The 14,816-nt window shown below is 29.2% G+C and carries 14 protein-coding genes; 3 read left to right on the forward strand and 11 right to left on the reverse strand.

Features of this window, described 5'->3' with window-relative positions; genetic code table 11:
* Genes ACTTA0_RS06785 through ACTTA0_RS06820 form a run of 8 tightly spaced genes read right to left on the reverse strand, consistent with a single transcriptional unit; the run spans position 1 to position 7,453 of the window.
* Positions 1 to 420, reverse strand: a complete 420-nt coding sequence (locus tag ACTTA0_RS06785; RefSeq protein WP_440676520.1) for a secondary thiamine-phosphate synthase enzyme YjbQ — start codon at positions 418 to 420, stop codon at positions 1 to 3.
* Positions 417 to 1,472 carry a cell division protein ZapE gene (gene zapE, locus ACTTA0_RS06790; RefSeq protein ID WP_440676521.1) on the reverse strand — a complete coding sequence of 352 codons (1,056 nt, stop codon included), beginning with the start codon at positions 1,470 to 1,472 and terminating at the stop codon, positions 417 to 419. Before zapE ends, ACTTA0_RS06785 begins: the two co-directional genes overlap by 4 nt.
* On the reverse strand, positions 1,472 to 1,903 hold the full coding sequence (locus ACTTA0_RS06795) for a hypothetical protein (protein ID WP_440614082.1): 432 nt from the start codon (positions 1,901 to 1,903) through the stop codon (positions 1,472 to 1,474). Before ACTTA0_RS06795 ends, zapE begins: the two co-directional genes overlap by 1 nt.
* A 2-nt stretch (positions 1,904 to 1,905) precedes the next feature.
* Positions 1,906 to 3,204, reverse strand: a complete 1,299-nt coding sequence (locus ACTTA0_RS06800; RefSeq protein ID WP_440676522.1) for an outer membrane protein assembly factor BamB family protein — start codon at positions 3,202 to 3,204, stop codon at positions 1,906 to 1,908.
* Positions 3,197 to 3,841 (reverse strand): tetratricopeptide repeat protein, encoded by a 645-nt coding sequence (locus ACTTA0_RS06805; RefSeq protein ID WP_440676523.1) that lies wholly within the window; start codon positions 3,839 to 3,841, stop codon positions 3,197 to 3,199. Before ACTTA0_RS06805 ends, ACTTA0_RS06800 begins: the two co-directional genes overlap by 8 nt.
* A 1-nt stretch (position 3,842) precedes the next feature.
* Positions 3,843 to 6,512, reverse strand: a complete 2,670-nt coding sequence (gene acnA / locus ACTTA0_RS06810) for an aconitate hydratase AcnA (protein ID WP_440676524.1) — start codon at positions 6,510 to 6,512, stop codon at positions 3,843 to 3,845.
* Between the two features lie 3 nt (positions 6,513 to 6,515).
* Positions 6,516 to 7,109, reverse strand: coding sequence for a LysE family translocator (locus tag ACTTA0_RS06815; protein ID WP_440614078.1), 594 nt, complete (start codon positions 7,107 to 7,109; stop codon positions 6,516 to 6,518).
* Between the two features lie 2 nt (positions 7,110 to 7,111).
* Entirely contained in the window at positions 7,112 to 7,453 is a 342-nt protein-coding gene (locus tag ACTTA0_RS06820) for a tRNA-binding protein (protein WP_440619473.1), read from the reverse strand.
* A 27-nt stretch (positions 7,454 to 7,480) separates the two neighbouring features.
* Here ACTTA0_RS06820 and argE point away from each other — a divergent pair, with 27 nt between their 5' ends.
* The gene (argE, locus tag ACTTA0_RS06825; RefSeq protein ID WP_440676525.1) at positions 7,481 to 8,659 is read left to right on the forward strand and encodes an acetylornithine deacetylase; all 1,179 of its coding nucleotides are present in this window, start codon (positions 7,481 to 7,483) and stop codon (positions 8,657 to 8,659) included.
* On the opposite strand, the gene ACTTA0_RS06830 is transcribed toward argE, so the two are convergent.
* Positions 8,656 to 10,089 carry an aldehyde dehydrogenase family protein gene (locus tag ACTTA0_RS06830; protein ID WP_440676526.1) on the reverse strand — a complete coding sequence of 478 codons (1,434 nt, stop codon included), beginning with the start codon at positions 10,087 to 10,089 and terminating at the stop codon, positions 8,656 to 8,658. The genes argE and ACTTA0_RS06830 overlap by 4 nt on opposite strands.
* Positions 10,090 to 10,109: 20 nt before the next feature.
* Positions 10,110 to 11,069, reverse strand: a complete 960-nt coding sequence (gene speB, locus ACTTA0_RS06835; RefSeq protein ID WP_440614075.1) for an agmatinase — start codon at positions 11,067 to 11,069, stop codon at positions 10,110 to 10,112.
* A gap of 53 nt (positions 11,070 to 11,122) precedes the next feature.
* Here speB and ACTTA0_RS06840 point away from each other — a divergent pair, with 53 nt between their 5' ends.
* Positions 11,123 to 11,851 carry a putative zinc-binding metallopeptidase gene (locus tag ACTTA0_RS06840; RefSeq protein WP_440676527.1) on the forward strand — a complete coding sequence of 243 codons (729 nt, stop codon included), beginning with the start codon at positions 11,123 to 11,125 and terminating at the stop codon, positions 11,849 to 11,851.
* Entirely contained in the window at positions 11,848 to 12,498 is a 651-nt protein-coding gene (locus tag ACTTA0_RS06845) for a peptidylprolyl isomerase (RefSeq protein WP_440676528.1), read from the forward strand. The genes ACTTA0_RS06840 and ACTTA0_RS06845 overlap by 4 nt, the downstream gene beginning before the upstream one ends.
* Here ACTTA0_RS06845 and ACTTA0_RS06850 read toward each other — a convergent pair.
* Positions 12,491 to 14,713 carry a 3-hydroxyacyl-CoA dehydrogenase NAD-binding domain-containing protein gene (locus ACTTA0_RS06850; RefSeq protein ID WP_440676529.1) on the reverse strand — a complete coding sequence of 741 codons (2,223 nt, stop codon included), beginning with the start codon at positions 14,711 to 14,713 and terminating at the stop codon, positions 12,491 to 12,493. The genes ACTTA0_RS06845 and ACTTA0_RS06850 overlap by 8 nt on opposite strands.
* Positions 14,714 to 14,816: the final 103 nt, after the last annotated feature.

The following is a 14,816-nucleotide window of genomic DNA, read 5'->3' on the forward strand; positions in this document are numbered from 1 at the left end:
TTATTCTCCCAAAAAATGATGAATTATAGATCTTTTTTGAGACTGTAATCTATGTTCAAATAGATAGAGACCTTGCCAAGTTCCAAGTAATAATTCTTTATTTTTAATACTAAGAGAAATTTGATTATTCGTTAATACAGATTTTATATGAGCTGGCATATCATCTTTACCCTCAGTTGTATGAACATAAAGCGAATTATCCATTGGTACTAACTTGTCAAAATATTTAATCAAATCAGTTTGTACATCTGGGTCTGCATTCTCCTGTACAATTAAAGACGCACTGGTATGCTGGATGCTCAAATTTAAAATTCCATTCTTAAAATTATTTTCATTTATCCAATTAAGAGTTTGATCTGTAAATTCATATAACTTTTGACCATTTGTGTTTATTTGAAGATTAAAAAATTCTTGTTTCATGAATTCATCACTTTAGATGTTAATTCGTATAATCTACTGATTGTTCTTTCAAATGGTTTTTCTAATAGTTTTGATGATGTAAATTTATCTAAACTTTGATTAGCTGTTACTGCAATTGGAACACTATTATCATAAATTATATCTAATAAAGTAATAAATCTTTGCTGCTGGTTAGAATTAAAATTATCAAACTGTGGTATTTGATCGATTACTATAAAAACACAATTTTTAATAATTTCTAAATAATCTTCTGCACCTAAATTCTGATCACATAATGTTTTAAAATCAAATCTAGACACTCCTTCATAAAAATTTTCTATTTTAAAATTTCTTCCTTTTACATTAATTATTTTCTCAGTTTTATTTTTATCCTTAGTAATAGTTCTAAAAAATTTATTTATTTTAAAATTAGTCTCTTCATCAAGTGGAAAAAAGTATCTATCTTGAGAATTATTAGATTTTCTATAGTCATCTTCAATTACAAGTTCGTATTGAAAAGATTGATCCTCCATTATTTTTATAAATGGTTTGAACTGATCTCTTTGAAGACCATCTTTGTAAAGCTCAGAGATTTTAGTATTTGAGGTTACGATTATTTTTATATCTTCTTTGAAGATTTGATCAAATAATTTTCCTAAAATCATAGCATCAACAATGTTGGTTACTTGAAACTCATCAAAATAAATTATCAATGCTTTTGATTTTAAATCTTTAACAAATTCATTAATAATATTTGCTTGATTACTACCTTTTCTTTCATGAACAAAATCATGGAAACTCAACATAAACTCATTAAAATGTAATCTTAATTTCTTATGATCTAATTGATCAAAAAAGAAATCTAAAATCATTGTTTTGCCTACACCAACATCGCCATATAAATAAAATCCTTTTTTAAAAGATTGGCTTTGAAAAATTTTTGATATTAATGATTGAAAATTACCCTCGTAGTATTCTTGTAATTTTTTTACTAAATCTATCTGACTAGGATTAATTTCTAAATTTTGTTTTTTACAGTGAGATATAAATTCTTTTTCAAAAGATAAGGCCATTAACTTCTTTTAGTTTTAAAATCGATACCATATTCTGAACGTGGTCCTTTTCGTAAACCAAATGGTCCTGGAATGAATATTGTCATTGGTTTTGTGCCTGGTTCTAAGTCAACTCTATGAAAAGCATTTGCCGATCTAAAACCAATGTATCCAGGCTTTCTCCAAAATCTTCCATTTTTTGTTGTTTCCCAGTACCCTCCTCTTAAAATTATTGTAATGTATGGGCATAAATGGTTATGCACCCCATCACCATGATCATCATCTAACATTTCATGAATCAATATATTAAATGGAAACCATTTTGGTCTATTTCTGAATATCACATAATATCTATTCATCCACGGTTTTGCTTCTTCAAATTTTGGGTGTGATGGTCCTCTATCTAGAACTACTTTTTTTCTTCCGATCTTTTCTAAAAATTTCAAGATCATATTTAATTGTATTGTACGATAGAACCGTTTCTAACTACATACAAATTATTATTAAATATAAATGGTTCTGAAATAATGTCTCCAGAAACTTTTTCTACGTTTAAAACTTTTCCTTCACTTAAGTCAGCAATTATTATTTTTCCATCAGTATTTGTTAAATATAGATTGGTATTACCTATCACAAAACCAACTGGTTCAATTTCTTTTCTTTTTTTAATTTTATAGTTATTAAAAAGATCTGTAATTCTAAGAATATTGCCTTTGTTTTTTTCAACAACATACAAATATCCATCATTAGAAACTGTAAAAATCAAATTGCCAGTAATTATTGGAGTAATATTTGAATTTAAATCATTTATCCAATTAACTACTCCTGTTTTAACATCTACTGAATAAAATTCATTTTTATTATTTGAAAAATAGACAGATTTTCCATCTGATACTAGTTTTGATATTTTGAAATTATAAGTTTCATTAATAATACTACTGCTTTGAGTTGGCAACTGCCAAGTAATTAATCCACTTTCAATATCAACTGCTGTGATATCTCCGATTGAGTTACTAAACACCACCATTTCATCAATTAAAATTAATGAATATTTTGCATTTGATATAGTAAACGAATCTTCTGTTTGTAAATTCCAACATTCAGATCCATCTTCAATTTTATAGCATCTCAAAGTATTTTTAAAATCAACAACAAAAATTTTGTTTTTATAACTTTTAATATCTGAATTAAATGGATAGGTATTATTTTTTGTCCAATTCAATTCACCTGTTTCAAGATTAATCGAATAATATTTAGCAATACTGTCTGTAATGAATATACTATTTTCTTTAATTGCAAAATTTAACTTTGGTCTTAATTTTTTTTCTGACTTGGTGTAATGATTTTTTTTCCATAACACTTTTTTATTATTATCATATCTAATAATTGTACCTTTTTTATCAAAGAAAATTAATCCATCTGATAGGAAAATTGGTTTGTAATTAAGATTATTTATTTCATCTAACTTTGAAAATTTAAAATTACCTATTTTTTCTAATTGGCCATCATAGCTTTGAGCACCGTAATTATTGGTATTATCTATTATTTTGTTGGTTGTTCTTAATCCAGATAAATCAAGTTTAACTTCTTGATTAAATTCAGAGGCTTTTACTTCTTCCTCTGCAAATATTTTTTTTACATTTTCTTTTTCTGATAAATCTTTTTCCTTATCTTTCCAAATTCTTGAATTTTCGTTGAAAGAACAATTATTTAGAAGAAAAAATGTTATAAATAATGCTAATAGTCTAATCACTCAAATCTCTGTTTAATCTCTTCTCTGATTCTATTCTTATATCTGGATTTGGATTTTCTAAAGTTGTTATTTGTTGAAAAAACTCTTTTGCTTTTTGTTTTTGATCTTGTGCATAAAAATATTCGGCCATTAAGTATAATGCGTGTGATTTCCATACACTTTCTGAATTAATTAATGGATTTAGCATATTTAGTAAATCAGCTTCATTTGCCTGATCTGCATTAATTAGTGCCTTTTTATAGATAACTAAATTTTTAATTTCTTTATCTAGTGATGTTTCATCGATTATGACATCAAATAATTTGTTAACTTCGCTTTGGTCAGAAAGGAGATTGTTATCAATTATAAAATAAAGAGAGAGCGGAGAATAAGTTGGATCTTTTTGATTAATTATCTCCAATAATTTATTTAAAGTTGTGTCTTTAGAACTTTCAGAATGATCAATAGTAATTGCATTAAAATTATCAGATATCTGTCTTTTTTTATCAGTGGTATATTTATCGTAACTGTAAACACCTATTACAACCAAAACTAAAATAATAACTGAAGAAATTAGAATTTTTTTATTATTAACAAAAAAGCTCTTAATTTTTTCGTTTCTGGTATTTGCAGTTATTATTGATAAATCTTCGTCCATATTAAATCATGTTCCTTAACACATATTGGAGAATTCCTCCATTTTTATAATACTCCAGCTCATTTTTAGTATCTATTCTAGATAAAGTCTTCACTTTTTTAATTTCTCCAGAGATGTATTTGATCTCTATAACAACTTCATCAGAAGGATTTATGCCTTTTTCAATATCAACTACACTTATTAGTTCTGAGCCAACTAAATTTAAGCTTTTTCTGTTTTCTCCATCTTTAAATTGCAGTGGTAAAATTCCCATTCCAATTAAATTTGATCTATGAATTCTTTCAAAGCTTTCAGCAATAACTGCTTTTACTCCTAAAAGTTTAGTTCCTTTTGCAGCCCAATCTCTCGAAGAGCCAGTTCCATATTCTTTACCACCTATTACGACCAAATCAGTTCCTCTTTTTTTATACTCAACAACTGCATCATAAACAGGCATTACTTTTTCTTCAGGATATAATTTTGTAAATCCACCTTCGGTTCCTGGTGCCATTTCATTTCTAATTCTAATATTTGCAAAAGTTCCTCTCATCATAACTTCGTGATTCCCTCTTCTTGAGCCATAAGAATTATAATCTTTAGGTAAAATTTGATGTTCCATAAAATATTCTCCAGTCGGACTATCTTTTTGTATGCTTCCAGCTGGTGAAATGTGATCTGTTGTTATCATATCACCCAATATTAATAACGGTCTTGCATCTTTAATTTCTTTAAATCCTTCTGGCTCATCAGACAAACCTTCAAAGAATGGAGGTTTTTTTACATAAGTTGAACCTTCATCCCATTGGTAAATACTGCTTTTTTCAGTTTTAATTTGTTGCCATTGAGTAGGACCATCAGAAACATTTGAGTATCTTTGAATAAACATATCAGCATTCAAAGATTGTTTTAAAGTATCTTCTATTTCTTGATTTGATGGCCAAATATCTTTTAAAAATATATCTTTCCCATTTTTACTTTTTCCAAGAGGGTCTTTGTATAAATCAAACTCCATATGCCCTGCTATTGCGTAAGCAACCACTAATGGTGGAGAAGCTAAATAGTTTGCTTTAATATGTGGGGAAATTCTTCCTTCAAAATTTCTATTTCCTGATAGTACAGAAACGGCGTGAATATTTTCTTTTTGAATCGCTTCTACTATATTTTCAGGTAATGGTCCTGAGTTTCCAATACAAGTAGTGCATCCGTATCCAACTAAATTAAAACCTAATTGATCTAAATAAGTATTTAAACCAGCTTTTTCTAAATAGTCAGTCACTACTTGAGATCCAGGTGCTAATGATGTTTTAACCCATGGTTTAACTTCTAATCCATACTCAACAGCTTTTTTTGCAAGCAAACCTGCTCCAATTAAAACATTTGGATTTGAAGTATTGGTACATGAAGTTATAGCAGCAATTAAAATTGAACCATCTTGAATTTCATAATCAGTATTTGAAACTTTCGATACTGATTTTTGATCTTTATTAGTTGCTTCAGATAAAACTTTTTTAAATGAAGTTGGTGCATCAGTTAACAAAACTTTATCTTGAGGTCTTTTTGGCCCAGAAATAGTTGGTACAACCGTAGACATGTCTAAAGAAATTACATCAGTAAATTCTAAATCATTACTAGCCCATAACCCTTGTTCCTTCGCATATTTTTCAACTACTTCAACAGTGTGCTGATCTCTACCTGAAAATTTTAGATATTTTAAAGTTTCATCATCTATTGGAAAAAAACCACAAGTCGCACCGTATTCTGGAGCCATATTTGCAATAGTTGCTCTATCTGCAAGAGTTAGATTTTTTAATCCATCTCCATAAAATTCTACAAATTTTCCAACAACACCTTTATCTCTTAACATTTTAACCACTGTTAAAACAAGATCTGTTGCTGTTGTGCCTTCGGGCATTTTATTTTTAACTTCAAAACCAATCACTTCAGGTATCAACATAGATATAGGTTGGCCTAACATTCCTGCTTCTGCTTCAATACCACCTACTCCCCAGCCTAAAACAGAAAGTCCATTAACCATCGTTGTATGGCTATCTGTGCCGACAAGTGTATCTGGAAATATATATTTCTCACCTTTAAATTCTTCAGACCAAACTACTTTAGATAAGTATTCTAAATTTACCTGATGACAAATTCCTGTTCCTGGAGGGACAATTCTAAAATTATCAAAAGCTTGTTGTCCCCATTTTAAAAATGAATATCTCTCACCATTTCTATTGAATTCTATATCTACGTTTTTTTCAAATGAATCTGCTTTTGCAGATTGATCAACTTGAACAGAATGATCAATTACAAGATCAACAGCTGATAATGGATTGATTGTATTTGGATCTTTATTTTTTTCTTTAACAGCCTCTCTCATTGCAGCTAAATCTGCAACAGCAGGGATTCCTGTGTAATCTTGAAGCAAAACTCTAGCAGGTCTATATGCAATTTCAGTTTTTGATTTTTTTGTTTCCAGCCAATTTTTAATTGCTTCTATTTGAGATTTTGTAACACTCAAATCATCTTCGTATCTTAATAAATTTTCTAATAAAACTTTTAGAGATTTTGGAAGTTTATTAATTCCATCTAGCCCATTTTTTTCTGCTTCACTTAATGAATAATAATTATACTCTTTGTTGTTGATGTTAATTTTTTTAAGAGAATTATAAGAATTTTTGTTTCCTGGTGTCATATTTTATAAATAAAAAGTTATTATGCTTGTTAAAAGAAGCAGTGACATAGCATAATTAAAATAATTAATAAATTTCTGATTTGTCGCAAATTTCCTAAAGAATTTACCCAAAAATGTCCAAAGAGTTATACTCGTTACCGAAACTAGTAAAGCCATAACAAGAATTTGAGTCGTATAACTCACAAATGTTTCTCCTGGGTTTATATAAGTAGATACAAGAATTATAGATGCAATTACACCTTTTGGATTTAGAAACTGAAAGATAAAAGTTTCATGGAATTTAATCGGATTTTTATTTTTATTTTCTTGATTTGATGGACCTGAAAAAGAAATTTTATAAGCTAAATAAATCAAAAATAAAGTTCCTAAATATTTTAATATTTCTTGAATTAAAGGATAAAGCTTAAATATATTTATCAAACCTAAAGCTAGGCATAATAATAAAAATGGAAAACCTAGGGTAACCCCGATTATATGTGGAAGTGTTCTAACTATACCAAAGTTAAAACCTGAATAAAAAGCTACAAAGTTATTAGGACCAGGTGTAAATGCAGCAACAATTCCAAATAAAGTTATCGAAAGAATTTCAGGATGCATTGCTAAGCAATTGGTAAACCATTCTCAGCTTTTTGTGACGGATGTACTAAAGTAACTTTCCCTTCAGCATCTATTGCTCCTAAAACTAATACTTGTGAAACTACACCAGCAATATTTTTCTCAGGAAAATTACAAACTGCAATGACTTGCTTTCCTTTTAAATTTTCCTCATTATAATAATGAGTAATTTGAGCTGATGATTGTTTGACGCCAATTTCACTTCCAAAATCTACTTCAACCACTAAAGATGGCTTTCTGGCCTTTTCATTTTTTTTAACTGAAATAACAGTGCCAACTCTAATATCTACTTTGTCAAAAGTGTCATAGGTAATTTGCTCTTTAATCATAATATAATATAGTGTTTTAAGTTTATGAGTATAGATAACAATTTATATGAAAAATCAATCAAGATTTTAACTGACTTAATTGCATTTAAAACTATCTCAGGCCAAGATAATAGTAATTTAATTGATTATTGTGAAAATATTTTAAATAACATCGGAATAGATACTTTCAAAGTTTACGATGATGATAAAAAAAGAGTTAATCTTTTTGGAACTTTAAAAGCAAAAAATCAAAGCACAAAAAAACCAATTATTCTATCAGGACACACTGATGTCGTTCCAGTTTCTAAAGGTTGGAGCACCGATCCATTTGTTGCAACAATTAAAAAAGATAAACTTTATGGAAGAGGCTCATGTGACATGAAAGGTTTTATTGCATGTACACTTGCTTATGCACCAATATTTAAAGAAAGTAATTTAGATAGAGATTTACATTTCTGTTACACTTTTGATGAAGAGACTGCATGTATTGGTGCTCCTCTGTTGATAGAGGAATTGAAAAAAAGAGATATCAAAAATGGAATTTGTATAATTGGAGAACCAACTACAATGAAAATAATAGATGCTCACAAAGGTATGAATGAATACACAGTTCACTTTGGAGGACTAGCAGGACATAGTTCAAAGCCACATTTAGGAGTAAATGCTGCAGAATATGCTACTAGGTATGTTGGGAAACTTTTAGAGATAAGAGAACAATTAAAAAAACGAGTAAAAGAAAATAGTATTTTTGATCCTCCACATTCAACATTATCAATTGGTGGCATCAAAGGTGGTATTGCTCATAATGTTATTGCAGACAAATGTAGTGTTGAATGGGAAACAAGGCCAGTTGTTAAAGAGGATGGCGAATTTGTAACAAATGAAATTGATAAATATGCAAATGAAGTACTTTTACCAGAAATGAAAAAAGTATTTCCAGATTCTTATATTAAAAAAGAAACAATTGGTGAAGTGGTTGGGTTTAACAGATTAGATGAATCTGAAGCATGCGAATTTGTATCAAATATAACTGGTGATAATTCCAGAGAAGTAGTTTCTTTTGGAACGGAGGCTGGTTTATTCCAAGAATTAGGAATCAGTACTGTTGTTTGTGGACCTGGATCTATAGAACAAGCTCACAAAATTGATGAGTTCATAGAATTAAATGAAATGAAAAAATGCCTTAAATTTTTAGAAGGTGTAAAAGATAAATCAGTAAATTAACTCCAACCACCCACAGCTTTTACCTCTAAAAATTCTTCTAAGCCATGTTCACCTGCTTCTCTACCAATACCAGAGTGTTTAAAACCTCCAAAGGGTGCATCAACTGCAATACCGGCTCCATTAACATCCACCATTCCAGATCTTAATTTTCTAGCAACTCTTTGAACTTTTTCAGAGTCTTGAGTTTGAATATAGTTTGTTAATCCATAAGAAGTATCATTTGCAATTTTAATTGCTTCTTCCTCTGTTTCAAATGGGATAACAGATAGAACAGGTCCAAAAATTTCAGTTCTTGCAACATCCATATCATTATTTACATCTGCAAATACAGTTGGTTTAACAAAGTAACCTTTATCTAATCCATCAGGTTTACCTGTTCCTCCAGCAACTAATTTTGCTCCTTCATCAATACCTTTTTGAATTAAAGTTTGAATTTTATTGTATTGAGTTTCTGAAATAACTGGACCTATGTGCTCCCCTTCTTTTTTAGGATCACCCACTTCAAAATTTTCACTATATTTTTTTAATCTCTCTATAGCTTCATCATACATTGATTTTTCAACCAACATTCTTGTTGGGGCATTACAAGATTGTCCAGAATTTCTAAAACATCTTAAAGCACCTCTTTCAATTGCTTCTGGATCAGCATCTTTAAAAATTATATTTGCCCCTTTACCACCTAATTCTAAGCTTACTCTTTTAAAATCTTTAGCAGCGTTTTGAGAAATCAAAGCTCCAGCTCTTGTTGAGCCTGTGAAAGAGATCATATTAATATCTGGATGGCTTGTAAGAGCATCGCCTGTTGTTGCTCCATCACCATTAACTAAATTAAACACACCTTTTGGAAATTTTACCTCATCAATAATTTCAGCAAGTATCATTGATGAAAGTGGCGCTAATTCTGATGGCTTTAATACCATTGTGCAACCTGCCGCAATTGCTGGCATTACTTTTAAACAAACTTGGTTCATTGGCCAATTCCAAGGTGTTATTAATGCACAAACACCTTTAGGTTCATAAATTAATCTTTGGTTAGGAGCGTGTTCTCCCAATGGTTTTTCAAATTCGAAATTTTTCAAATATCTGATAAATGATTTAATATGACTTGCTCCTGTTCCTGCTTGTAATTTTGTGGCAAAATCTTTTGGTGCACCCATTTCAAGAGTTATGGCTTCTGCAATATCTGCCCATCTTTTTTTATAATTTTCATAAAGTTTTTCTAATAATGCAATTCTTTCTTCTTTAGAGGAAAAGGCCCAAGATTCGTAAGCATCCTTTGCTGCAGCAACTGCTAAATCAACATCTGCTTTATTTCCCAAAGTAATTACAGCACAGTTTTCTTCTGTTGCTGGATCAATTACTTTAATTTCTTTAGCACTGTTTGGTTTAACCCAAGCACCATTAATATAAAAATTTTTTTTATCTAACATGATTTAAAATTATCCTTTCCTTATGATTTTGCAAATAAATTTGTTAATTCGTAAACTATTGTTGCAGCTGCAAGAGATGTAACTTCAGCATGATCATATGCTGGTGAAACTTCTACTACATCAGCTGAAACTAAATTTAATCCAGACAAACCTCTTAAAACATTAACCATTTCTCGTGTGGTCATTCCTGCTATCTCTGGTGTTCCTGTACCAGGCGCAAATGCTGGATCTAACACATCAATATCTATAGATAGATAAAGTGGGTTATCTCCTACTCTTTTTCTAATCCTTTCAGCAATCTTGTCTGTTCCTTCGGTTTGAAACTCATCACAGTGAATTATTTTAAAACCAAAACTTTCATCATTTTTAATATCATCTCTACTATAAAGAGGTCCCCTTATGCCAACATGCATTGAAGCATCATCTAAAAATAAACCTTCTTCTCTTGCTCTTCTAAAAGGAGTTCCATGTGTATATGGAGCGCCGAAATAAGTATCCCAAGTATCTAAATGAGCATCAAAATGAACTAAAGAAACTGGTCCTTTATTTTTTTTATTAATTGCTCTTAGCAGTGGCACTGCAATTGTATGATCACCACCTAAGCTAATTATTCCACCTACTTTATTTAATAAATCAGTTGCTCCCTCTTCTATTTGTTTAATAGCTTCATCAATACTAAATGGATTGCATGAAATATCTCCAGCATCAGCAACTTGTTGAATTTTAAAAGGTTCCACATCATAACTTGGATGATAATTTGTTCTTAAATGTCTAGATGCTTGTCTTATACTCTGAGGACCAAATCTCGCCCCTGGTCTATAACTGGTTCCAGCATCAAACGGAACACCAACAATCGCTACATCACAGCTCTCAACATCTCTTAATTCTGGTAATCTTGCAAAAGTACTTGGGCCAGCATATCGAGGTACTTTTGTTCCACTTACTGGTTGAATAGGATTTTTGTTTCTTTCTTTTGTCATTTTTTAATAATCTAAGATAATATTATCTAATCTAATTCGTCTATAATAAATTAATGAAAATTATTATTTTATTCATCTTAATATTTCAGTTTTCACAGGTAAATGCTGATGAAATATATAATCTAATCAAAATCCCGAACTTGGAAATCTATAAACTAAAAAATAAGAACAATATCCGTTATTTAAATGCAAAAGGAGATTTTAAAATAGGAGTAGATGACAACATTACTTGCAATAAGACAAATCAAGAAAATCTTAATACAAAATTTCCAACAATTGAAAGAAATTTAAAAAGATATAATTCTAAATTTCTTAAAAAAATAAATTTAAAATATGTTGTATTTTGTGAGGGTTTATTTATTTCGAACATCAATACTGGCGGAATACCAGATAATAAAAATAGAACTTTAATATTAGACATAAACTTTAACAAAAAATATTTTGAAAGAATGATTCATCATGAGATTTTTCATATGATTCAAAATAGTTATGAGAATGATTTTAATGATAAAAAATTTTCTTTATTTAATAATTCTGATTTTAAATACGCTGAATGCTCCACTTGCTCAGATAGATTAAATTTAGATTTATATGAAAATACTAATGGTTTTTTAACAGAATACTCTAAATCAATTCCATCAGAAGATATGGCTGAAATCTTTTCTTTTTTAATGGTTAATAAAAATTTGATTGAAGAGAAAATAAAAAACGACCCTATATTAAACAAAAAGGTTAATTTTATTAAATTAAATATATCTAAAATCGATGAAAATATTTTATGATTAAAACAATTAAGGCATCAAAATCAGAAAAAATTTTATTTATTTTTTTAATAGTTTTAGCCGTTTCTGCTTTTTCATCTTTTTTTTTATTAAAAAATAAATGTCTATTTATAGACAACAATGATTTAAAAAAATTAAACTTTAAAAACCCAGATAATATTGCGGTAATGAATTTAGAATGTGGAAATGTTATTATTGAGTTATATCCTGAAATCTCTCCTAAAGCGGTTGAAAGATTTAAAATATTAATTGAAAAAAAAATGTATGATGGTTCAGCTTTCTATAAGGTGGTTGAAAATACTTTAGTGCAAGCTGGTGATCTTGAATTTGGAAATATTGAATATTTAGATTACTCAAAAATTGGAAGTGGAAAATCAGGATTAGGATTATTAAAATCAGAACTTAGTGATGATTTTGAATTTACTGAAGGAAGTGTTGGTTTTGCAAGATCAACGGAATTTGACTCTGAAGATAGTGAATTTTTTATTACCTTGAAAGATATCCCAATTTATCAAGGAGAATACACTCCACTTGGAAAAGTAAAGTTTGGTCTAGATATTCTTAAGAAAATTAAAACAGGTAATAAAGCAATCTATGTACTTAGACCTGATTATATAAACACTTTTAGAATATTAGGGACTAATTAACTAAAGGTTTTCCAGTTGAAAGAGTGTGTTTAATTCTATCTTGAGTTTGTTTGGTTTCTATCAATCTCATAAAAGAATCTAACTCTAATTTATATAGATCATCTTCTGATAAAGTTTTATCTAAATTTGTATCACCGCCACTTAAAACATTTGCTAGTTCAGTTCCTACATGCATTCCATGATCTAATATTATTTTATCATTATATAATTTCTCTAAAACTTTAATCATCTTCTCTTTCAAAGGTTTTCCAGATAAATTAAATTTACACTCTTCTGGAGGTACAAAATCGTTATTTTGGTGAATAAGTTTTCTCGCCTCTTCAAAAAGACTATTTCTATTCATAATTTTTTTATCCTCAGGTTTTAAGTATTTTAAAGGCTCAGCTTCTACAGGAGAGGTTGCAGTTTTTGCGTATCCAATAATATCAAATACTTTTAAAGGAGCATAATCAGGATCAGATTTTGCTTCTTCTGTTTGTGACCATCTCCATAACATTTCTTTACATCCACCTCCAGCTGGCACCAATCCAACAATTGTTTCTACAAGACCAACCACAATATTTGTGTGTGATGCAACAAAGTTACTTTGAACTAAAACTTCAAAACCACCACCTAAAGTAAGACCTGAAGGTGCAGAAACTACTGGGTATTTAGAATATTTTAATGTTTTGCAAGTATCTTGAAAATATTTAATAAATTTTTCTATAGATTTGAAATCATTCTTGTCTGCAAAATTCATTGTATAACTCAAATTCACACCTGCAGAAAATTGCATACTTTCATTCATAACAATAAGCGGTTTATCAGTTGCATTTTTTAATGCGTCCATTGAATCATAATCTAATGCACAAGCTTTTGTAGTAAACTCGACAATATTAAAATCTTTAAAACGATGAATTTCAGCAGAATTATTTTTATCTACTTTTATTGCTGTTGGTCTAATTTTTCCTAGTGTTTCAATATCAGTATATAATTGTCTTTCTCCATAAAAGTTTTCATCTTTTGACTTAGATAAGTTTTCTAAAAATTTAATATTTTCAAAATTATCTATCCTTGAAAAAAAGTTTTCTACTCCAATTGATTTTAACATTTCAAAAGGACCCATTGCCCAATTGAAACCAAGTCTCATTGCTTCATCTATATCATTGAACTTATCTGTAATTCCTGGAACTAGAGAAGATGCGTATTTAATTATTTTAGAAATTACTTCCCAAGCATATTCTCCATATTTATCTTTTCGATTAATTAAATTATTAATATCTACAGTCTCTACTCCTAAATCTATTTTTTTTGAGGTTAGATATTCACCTGTTTCTAAATTGATAGCTTCTAATACTTTTTGGTTTCCACTTTTATTCATTCTGTAAAAACCACCTTTTCCTTTACGTCCAGTATAACCAGTATCAATCAATTTTTTTACTAACGGAATTTCTTTTGCAACAATTTGAAATTCGTCATTATCAGAAAGTTCTTTAATAAAGCTTTTTAAAACATCAGCCATCAAATCAATTCCAATTAGATCATATAATCCAAAAACTCCTGTTTTAGGTATACCCATTGGTCTTCCAAAGACTGCATCAGCTTCTTCAATTGATAATTTCATTCTAAATGCTTCAGTCATTGCTACCTGCATTGCATAAACCCCTATTCGATTTCCTAAGAAACCAGGTGTATCATTACAAACGATAGCACCTTTACCTAATTCAATTTCACAAAATTTTTTGAGAGAATTGATTTTATTCAAATCATTATTTTCATTTTTTACAATTTCAAGTAACCCCATGTATCTAACTGGATTAAAGAAATGAGTAATACAAAAATCTTTTTTTTCCTCCTCAGTTAATTTTTCAGATAATACTTTAATTGGGATAGATGATGTGTTTGATGAAACAATTGCTCCTTGTTTTCTATTCTTAAATATTTTTTCATAAATATTGTGCTTTATATCAATTCTCTCAACAACAGCCTCAACAACCCAATCAGCTTCTTTTACGACATCAAAATTATCATTAATATTTCCAACTTTAATATTTTCAATTTTGGTTTTATCTAAAAGTAATGGAGGTCTTGATTTGTGAATTCTGTCTCTAGCTTTTTCAGATATTTCTGTCGTTAAATCTAAAAGAGTTACAGGTACATTTGCGTTACACAGGTGCGCTGCAATTCCACTACCCATAGTACCAGATCCAATAACAACTACTTTTTTTATATCCATAAACAATAAACTTTTATTGAATTAATCAAAAACTTGAAATAAGACAAATTTCCTGATTAATTAAATTGGTAAGCTATATAAATTAACACAATATTAAAGAGAA

Source organism: Candidatus Pelagibacter sp. HIMB1593 (genome assembly GCF_052047755.1).
In the GTDB taxonomy this organism is placed as follows: domain Bacteria; phylum Pseudomonadota; class Alphaproteobacteria; order Pelagibacterales; family Pelagibacteraceae; genus Pelagibacter.

What these genes read in the sequence shown, in the direction of transcription:
- ACTTA0_RS06785 (WP_440676520.1), bottom strand. Translation starts at nt 420, where the DNA reads ATGAAACAAGAATTTTTTAATCTTCAAATAAACACAAATGGTCAAAAG.
- zapE (WP_440676521.1), bottom strand. Translation starts at nt 1,472, where the DNA reads ATGGCCTTATCTTTTGAAAAAGAATTTATATCTCACTGTAAAAAACAA.
- ACTTA0_RS06795 (WP_440614082.1), bottom strand. Translation starts at nt 1,903, where the DNA reads ATGATCTTGAAATTTTTAGAAAAGATCGGAAGAAAAAAAGTAGTTCTA.
- ACTTA0_RS06805 (WP_440676523.1), bottom strand. Translation starts at nt 3,841, where the DNA reads ATGGACGAAGATTTATCAATAATAACTGCAAATACCAGAAACGAAAAA.
- acnA (WP_440676524.1), bottom strand. Translation starts at nt 6,512, where the DNA reads ATGACACCAGGAAACAAAAATTCTTATAATTCTCTTAAAAAAATTAAC.
- ACTTA0_RS06815 (WP_440614078.1), bottom strand. Translation starts at nt 7,109, where the DNA reads ATGCATCCTGAAATTCTTTCGATAACTTTATTTGGAATTGTTGCTGCA.
- argE (WP_440676525.1), top strand. Translation starts at nt 7,481, where the DNA reads ATGAGTATAGATAACAATTTATATGAAAAATCAATCAAGATTTTAACT.
- ACTTA0_RS06830 (WP_440676526.1), bottom strand. Translation starts at nt 10,089, where the DNA reads ATGTTAGATAAAAAAAATTTTTATATTAATGGTGCTTGGGTTAAACCA.
- speB (WP_440614075.1), bottom strand. Translation starts at nt 11,069, where the DNA reads ATGACAAAAGAAAGAAACAAAAATCCTATTCAACCAGTAAGTGGAACA.
- ACTTA0_RS06840 (WP_440676527.1), top strand. Translation starts at nt 11,123, where the DNA reads ATGAAAATTATTATTTTATTCATCTTAATATTTCAGTTTTCACAGGTA.
- ACTTA0_RS06845 (WP_440676528.1), top strand. Translation starts at nt 11,848, where the DNA reads ATGATTAAAACAATTAAGGCATCAAAATCAGAAAAAATTTTATTTATT.
- ACTTA0_RS06850 (WP_440676529.1), bottom strand. Translation starts at nt 14,713, where the DNA reads ATGGATATAAAAAAAGTAGTTGTTATTGGATCTGGTACTATGGGTAGT.